At 66.7% G+C, this 6,137-nt stretch carries 3 protein-coding genes; all 3 read left to right on the top strand.

Features of this window, described 5'->3' with window-relative positions:
• A partial coding sequence (locus tag ACLP25_RS22145) for a TolC family protein (protein WP_442471303.1) occupies positions 1–1,267 on the top strand: 1,267 nt, incomplete at its 5' end.
• The gene (locus tag ACLP25_RS22150; protein WP_442471304.1) at positions 1,261–2,649 is read left to right on the top strand and encodes an efflux RND transporter periplasmic adaptor subunit; all 1,389 of its coding nucleotides are present in this window, start codon (positions 1,261–1,263) and stop codon (positions 2,647–2,649) included. The genes ACLP25_RS22145 and ACLP25_RS22150, both read left to right, overlap by 7 nt.
• 15 nt (positions 2,650–2,664) lie before the next feature.
• Entirely contained in the window at positions 2,665–5,889 is a 3,225-nt protein-coding gene (locus tag ACLP25_RS22155; RefSeq protein WP_442471305.1) for an efflux RND transporter permease subunit, read from the top strand.
• Positions 5,890–6,137 lie beyond the last annotated feature (248 nt).

Below are 6,137 nucleotides of genomic sequence, written 5' to 3' on the forward strand. Positions count from 1 at the left end.
TTATCTCCAGCCGAGCCGCACCGACGCGACCTCCAATCCGGACAATGTGATCACCTCGAAAGAGTTTTGGCGGGTCGACCTGGGCGGGCAGGTCGCCTGGGAGCTCGATCTCTGGGGCAAGTTCCGCCACGGAGTCGAGCAGGCGGACGCCGCCTACCTCGCCTCGATCGCGACCTACGACGACGTGCTCGTTACCCTGATCGGCGACGTGGCGAGCGACTACATCCAGATCCGCACGACACAAAAGCAGATCGCCATCGCGCGCGAGAACGTGGTCAAGCAGCGGTCGGCGCTCGACATCGCCCGCGACCGCTACAAGGGCGGCGCGACCTCGGAGCTCGACGTCTTCCAGGCTCAGAACGTGCTCGGACAGACGGAGTCGGCGATCCCTCAGCTGACGGCGCAGTTGCAGCAGACCGAGAATGCGCTCGCCGTCCTCCTCGGCCTGCCGCCGGCTTCGATCGACGGGCTTCTCGGAGGTTCGCGCGGGATTCCCGCGCCGCCGCGCGCCGTTGCGGTCGGGGTTCCGGCCGATCTCCTGCGCCGCCGGCCCGACGTGCGGGCGGCCGAGCTCAAGGCGGAAGCGCAGAGCGCCAAGGTCGGCATGGCCGCAGCCGACCTCTATCCGGCCTTCTCGCTCGGCGGAGCGCTTGGTACGCTCGTCTCGACCACCAACGGTAACACGATCAAAGAGCTCTTCACCTCGCCGAGCGTAACCTTCGCCTTCGGCCCGTCGTTCAGCTGGCCTGTGCTCAACTACGGCCAGATCACCAATGAGGTGCGCGCTCAGGACGCCGAGCTGCAGGCGCTACTCATCGACTACAAGAACGTCGTGCTGAAGGCGCAGCGCGAGGTGGAAAACGGACTGGCCGGCTTCGTCCAGGGGCGCCAGCAGGTCGGCTACCTCAGAGAGAGCGCTGCGGCGGCGAACAACGCCCTCACCGTCGCGGTCGCCCAGTACGAGCTTGGCTCGCGCGACTTCACCACCGTGCTGACGGCCGAGCAGAACCTTTATCAGGCCCAGAACAATCTCGCCGCGGCCGAGGGCGGCGTGTCGGTAAGCCTCACCACGGCCTATCGCGCGCTCGGAGGCGGATGGCAGATCCGCGAGGGCCATGATTTCGTCAACGACGCCTCGCGCGACGAGATGCGCGCCCGCACGAACTACGGCGACATCCTCCCGCCGGCCGGCCAGCCGCAGCCGCAGGCGCCCGGCCTTCCCGGCCCGTCCGACGTCGGGCCGACCGTGCGGCCTCCGCAATGGTGACCGACGTGAAGACCTTCCTCAACTCCCCCAGAGCGGCGACGGCGCGCCTCCTCGTTGCGGGACTCATCGCCGCGCTGACGAGCGCGGGATGGACGGGGCCGGCCCGCGCCGAGAACGAGCTCGAACGCCTGTGGGGCCACATCTGGGGCGGCGGCAAGAAAGCAAGTCCGCAAACCTCTCCTCCTCCGGCGGCGACCACCGCCGCGCCGGCCGCCAACGCTCCGACGCCATTGGCAAAGCCGGCCCAGCCGGCCGCGGCGCCGGCGGCGCAGACGACGCCGGCTGAGCCCGCTCCGGCGCCCGCGGCGCAAGCAGCGCCGGCCGCGGTCGGTCCGTCGGTCCCCGTCGCCCTGCCGAAAGTTCAGGCGGTCAGCGACACGCTCGTCGTCACCGGCAACGCCGAGGCGGTCAACGCGGTCAAGCTCGTCGCCCGCGTGCCAGGCTATCTGGAGCAGATCCACTTCCAGGACGGCCAGATCGTCAAGAAGGACGACCTGCTGTTCACCGTCCAGCAGGACCAGTACAAGGACCAGCTCCAGCAGGCCGAGGCGCAACTCGCGGCGGCGACGGCGGCGCGCGATCACGCCCGTCTCGAGGTCGGCCGCTACACCGCGCTCCTCAAGCAGCATGCGACTTCCCAGGTCGACGTCGACCACTGGGTCTTTGAAGAGAAGACGGCCGAGGCGAACATTCTTGCGGCCCAGGCGCAGGTCGCGCTGGCCAAGCTGAACCTGAGCTACACCGAAGTGACGGCGCCGTTCGACGGCCAGATGGGCCGGCACCTCGTCGATCCGAACAACATGGTCGGGGGCGACGGCGGCCAGCCCGCGCTCGCCGAGATCCTGCAGCTCGATCCGATCTACGTCGTGGCCAACATCAGCTCGCAGCAAGCGCTCCAGATCCGGCAGAATCTCGATCAGCGCCGGCTTTCGCTCGACGAGCTGCACAAGGTCCCGGTCGAGGCGGCGCTCTCGGACGAGACCGGCTTTCCCCATCGCGGCGCGATCCAGTACGTCGCCCCGCAGATCGACCCGCAGACCGGCACGCTCTATGTTCGCGGAATCCTGCGCAACCCCGACCGGACGCTGCTGCCGGGCGTGTTCGTCAACATCCGCCTGCCGATGGGCAAGGTCTTGAAGAGCGCGGTGCTCGTTCCCCAGATCGCGCTGCAGGAGGACCAGGGCGGACGCTATCTCTTTGTCGTGGACGACAACGACGTGGTGCAGAAGCGTTACGTGCAGCTCGGCGAGACCGTCGGCGATTTGCAGGTCGCCACCAGCGGCGTCGCGCGCAACGACCGGATCGTGGTCGGCGAGCTCTGGCGGGTGTCGCCGGGCATGACCGTGACGCCGAAGGCTGCGACCCTCGACGCCGTGCAGTAGCGGGGAAAGCCGTCGATGATCTCGAAGTTCTTCATCGAGCATCCCGTCCTCGCCAACGTCCTGGCGATTGTGCTCGTCGTCATCGGCGCGGTCTCGCTCTATCGCCTGCCGGTCTCCGAATATCCCAACGTCGTCCCGCCGACGGTGCAGGTCACGGCGAGCTATCCCGGCGCGAGCGCCCAGACGGTGATCGACACGGTCGCGCTGCCGATCGAGAACCAGGTCAACGGCGTCGACCGCATGCTTTACATGCAGTCGACCAGCGCGCCCGACGGCACCTATTCACTGACGGTGACCTTCGCGATCGGCACCGACCCGAACATCGATCAGGTGCTGGTGCAGAACCGCGTTCAGCTCGCGCTCGCTTCGCTGCCCGAGCCGGTGCAGGCGCAGGGCGTCAGCGTGCAGAAGAAGAACACCGCGATCCTTCAGATCGTCACGCTCGACTCGCCGGACCACAAGTTCGACAGCCTCTACATGAGCAATTACGCGACCATCAACCTGACCGACGCGCTCGCCCGCCTGCCCGGCGTCGGCAGCGTCAAGGTGTTCGGCGCGGGTAACTATTCGATGCGCATCTGGATGGATCCGCAGCTCCTGCAGTCGTTCGGTCTGCAGCCCAAGGACGTCATCGACGCCATCCGCGAGCAGAACCAGAACATCGCCGCCGGCCAGGTCGGCATGCCGCCCGCTCCGCCCGGGACCGAATTCCAGTACACGGTCGAAGTGCAGTCGCGCCTCGACGAGCCGGAGGAATTCGGCAGCATCGTCGTCAAGAATGCGACCGCGCAGGGGGGCCGGCTCATTCATCTGCGCGACATCGCCCGGGTCGAGCTCGGCGCGCAGACCTATTCGCAGGACTTCAGGGTCAACGGGCAGCCCGCCGCCGGCATCGCCATCTACCAGACGCCGGATTCGAACTCGCTGCAGGTCGGCAAGGAAGTGAAGGACACGATGGCCGCCATGGCCAAGCGTTTCCCGGAAGGCCTGCGCTACGCGATCCCCTACGATACGACGATCTTCGTCCAGGACTCGATCGCCGAGGTCTACAAGACGCTTTACGAAGCCGGCATCCTCGTCCTGATCGTCATCCTCGTCTTTTTGCAGAATTTCCGCGCGACGCTGGTGCCCGCGACGACCGTGCCGGTCACCATTATCGGCGCCTTCGCGGCGATGGCCGCGCTCGGTTTCACCGTCAACCTCTCGACCTTGTTCGGAATCGTGCTCGCCATCGGCATCGTGGTCGACGACGCGATCGTCATCGTCGAAGGCGTGACGAAATATATCGAGCGGAAGATGTCGGGGCACGACGCCGCCATCCGCGCGATGGACGAGCTGTTCGGGCCGATCATCGGCATCACTCTGGTGCTGATGGCGGTCTTCATTCCGGCCGCCTTCGTGCCCGGCCTCACCGGCAACATGTTCGCCCAGTTCGCTCTCGTCATCGCCGCGACCGCCCTCATCAGTGCGGTCAACGCGGCGACGTTGAAGCCGACCCAATGCGCCCTGTGGCTCAGGACTCCGGTTCCGGCGGAACAGCGCAACATCTTCTACCGGACGTTCAACCATATCTACGATCCGATGGAGCGCGGCTACGCGGCCTTCATCGGCCGCATGGTTCGCCACTGCGGCCTGATGGTCATTCTCGCGCTGATCGTGTCGGGAGTGGGTATCTACGGCCTTGTCCAGATCCCGACCGCCTTCATCCCGATCGACGACCAGGGCTATCTGATGATCGCCGCGCAGCTGCCGGAGGGCGCCGCGCTCGGCCGAACCACCGCCACGCTCGACAAGGCGGCGGCGGAAGCGCTGAAAATCCCCGGCGTCGACCGCGTGATCACGCTGTCCGGCATATCGCTGCTTGACAACAGCGCGGACCTCTTCAACGCCGGCGCCGCCTGGGTGATGCTGAAGCCGTTCGACGAGCGGCTCAAGGCCAAGGACCAGGACCTTCTGTCGATCTACGCGCGGCTCGAAAAGGTCGTGAACGCCCTGCCCGATGGCAAGTCTTACGTGCTGCCGCCGCCCGCGATCCAGGGCATCGGCAACGCCGGCGGCTTCCAGATGCAGGTGGAGCTGCTCGGCGGCTCGACCGACTACAAGAAGCTCGGCAATCTCACCAACCAGATCGTCGACGCGGCGACCGCGGATCCCGCCCTACGCAACGTGCTCACCACCTTCCGCACCGAGGCGCCGCACGTCACGCTGACGGTCGACCGCGACCGGGCGCAGACGCTGCGCGTCAGCGTCGGCGACATTTTCGCCACCCTGACCGACTTCGTCGGATCGACCTACGTCAACCAGTTCAACAAGTTCGGCCTGTCGCTGCAGGTGTACGTCCAGGCGGACTCGCATTTCCGCCTCAATCCCGACGACCTGCTCAACCTCTATGTGCGCAGCCAGGACGGAAACATGGTGCCGATCGGCGCCGTCGCGCATCTCGGCTCGACCGTCGCGCCGCCGCTGCTCACGCTCTACAATCTCTATCCGTCCTCGACCATCGTCGGCGCCCCGGCGCGCGGCTACAGCTCGGGTCAGGCGATGTCAGCGATGGAGGCGATCGCCAAGCGCGTGCTGCCGAACGACGTCGCCTACGAATGGACGGCGATGTCATACCAGGAGAAGATCACCGGCAATCAGCTCTACACCGTGTTCGGCCTGTCGCTGCTGCTGATCTATCTCGTGCTCGCGGGCCAGTACGAGAGCTGGATTTTGCCGCTCGCCGTGCTCGCCGCCGTGCCGCTCGCCCTGCTCGGGCCGGTAATCGCGCTCACAAGCCTCGGCGCCGCCAACAACCTCTACACCCAGATCGGCCTGATGCTGCTGATCGCGCTCTCGGCCAAAAACGGCATCCTGATCGTCGAGGTGGCGCGCGAGGAGCGCATCGTGCACGGCAAGTCGATCTGGGACTCGGCGGTCGAGGCGTCGCGCACCCGCTTCCGGCCGATCCTGATGACGTCGTTCGCCTTCATCCTCGGCGTGCTGCCGCTGGTGATCGCCACAGGCGCTGGCGCCAACGCCCGGCGCTCGCTCGGCATCAGCGTGTTTTCCGGCATGATCGCCTCGACCTGCCTCGCCGTCCTGTTCGTGCCCTCGTTCTTCGCGGTGCTGCAGCAGTTCGAGGAACGGCGCAAGACGCGGAAAACACCGAAGGCGCCGCCTGAGCCGGCGGCCGAGCCCAGCGCCCCCGCCGAGCCGGAGGAGGCAGCGCAGGCAGGCGCAACCGGGCCGGCCGCCTGAGCGTTTCGGCCTGCGGTCAAGCGGTCTCCGCCTGCAGTCAAGAGCATGATAAAGTTCTGATCGGATCCACGCGGAAAGCCCTTATCCGGCCGCTTGGGCGGCCGGCGGACCCGGCTGCCGGAAATTCGCACGAATAGCGCCGGGCGCAATGGAGTAGCGGCTGCTGTCAGCGCAACAGCCTCAAGAGCCTCGGGGGATTGAGGTTGGTCATGAAACCGGAAACATTCGTGCCTGTCGCCAAGCTCAGC

Origin of the sequence: Roseiarcus sp., from assembly GCF_052145395.1 — a bacterium.
GTDB lineage: Bacteria > Pseudomonadota > Alphaproteobacteria > Rhizobiales > Beijerinckiaceae > Roseiarcus.

Excerpts from the sequence above, each read along its gene's own strand:
- ACLP25_RS22155 (WP_442471305.1), top strand. The coding sequence starts at position 2,665 with ATGATCTCGAAGTTCTTCATCGAGCATCCCGTCCTCGCCAACGTCCTG.
- ACLP25_RS22150 (WP_442471304.1), top strand. The coding sequence starts at position 1,261 with ATGGTGACCGACGTGAAGACCTTCCTCAACTCCCCCAGAGCGGCGACG.